Here is a 226-nt window from a genome sequence, read left to right as displayed (position 1 = left end):
CCCATGGCGAGCAGCGAGCGCACATCGGGCAGGTTCTCCAGCCGACACATCGTCGATTGCGACGCCAGATCCCGACCCGAAGGGGGTGCATCCTGGGCCATCTTGAAGATCGGATCGGAGCGCAGCCGGTTGGCATCATTGCCATCCTCATAACCGGCGGCAATCATCTTCATGCGGAAGCCGATCATATCGGCCAGGCTGTGGACGACCTGGTCCGGGCAGCGCG

1 protein-coding gene is annotated in these 226 nt (G+C 63.3%); it reads right to left on the bottom strand.

Annotated features, from left to right (window positions below):
* Positions 1-226 (bottom strand): transposase (locus tag ACWGTI_RS33030; RefSeq protein ID WP_454590724.1); only part of this gene is annotated, 226 nt, incomplete at both ends.

The organism is Mesorhizobium sp. ArgA1 (assembly GCF_053714375.1).
The sequence above is the reverse complement of the archived record's forward strand: the minus strand, read 5'-3'. Positions and strand labels throughout refer to the sequence as shown.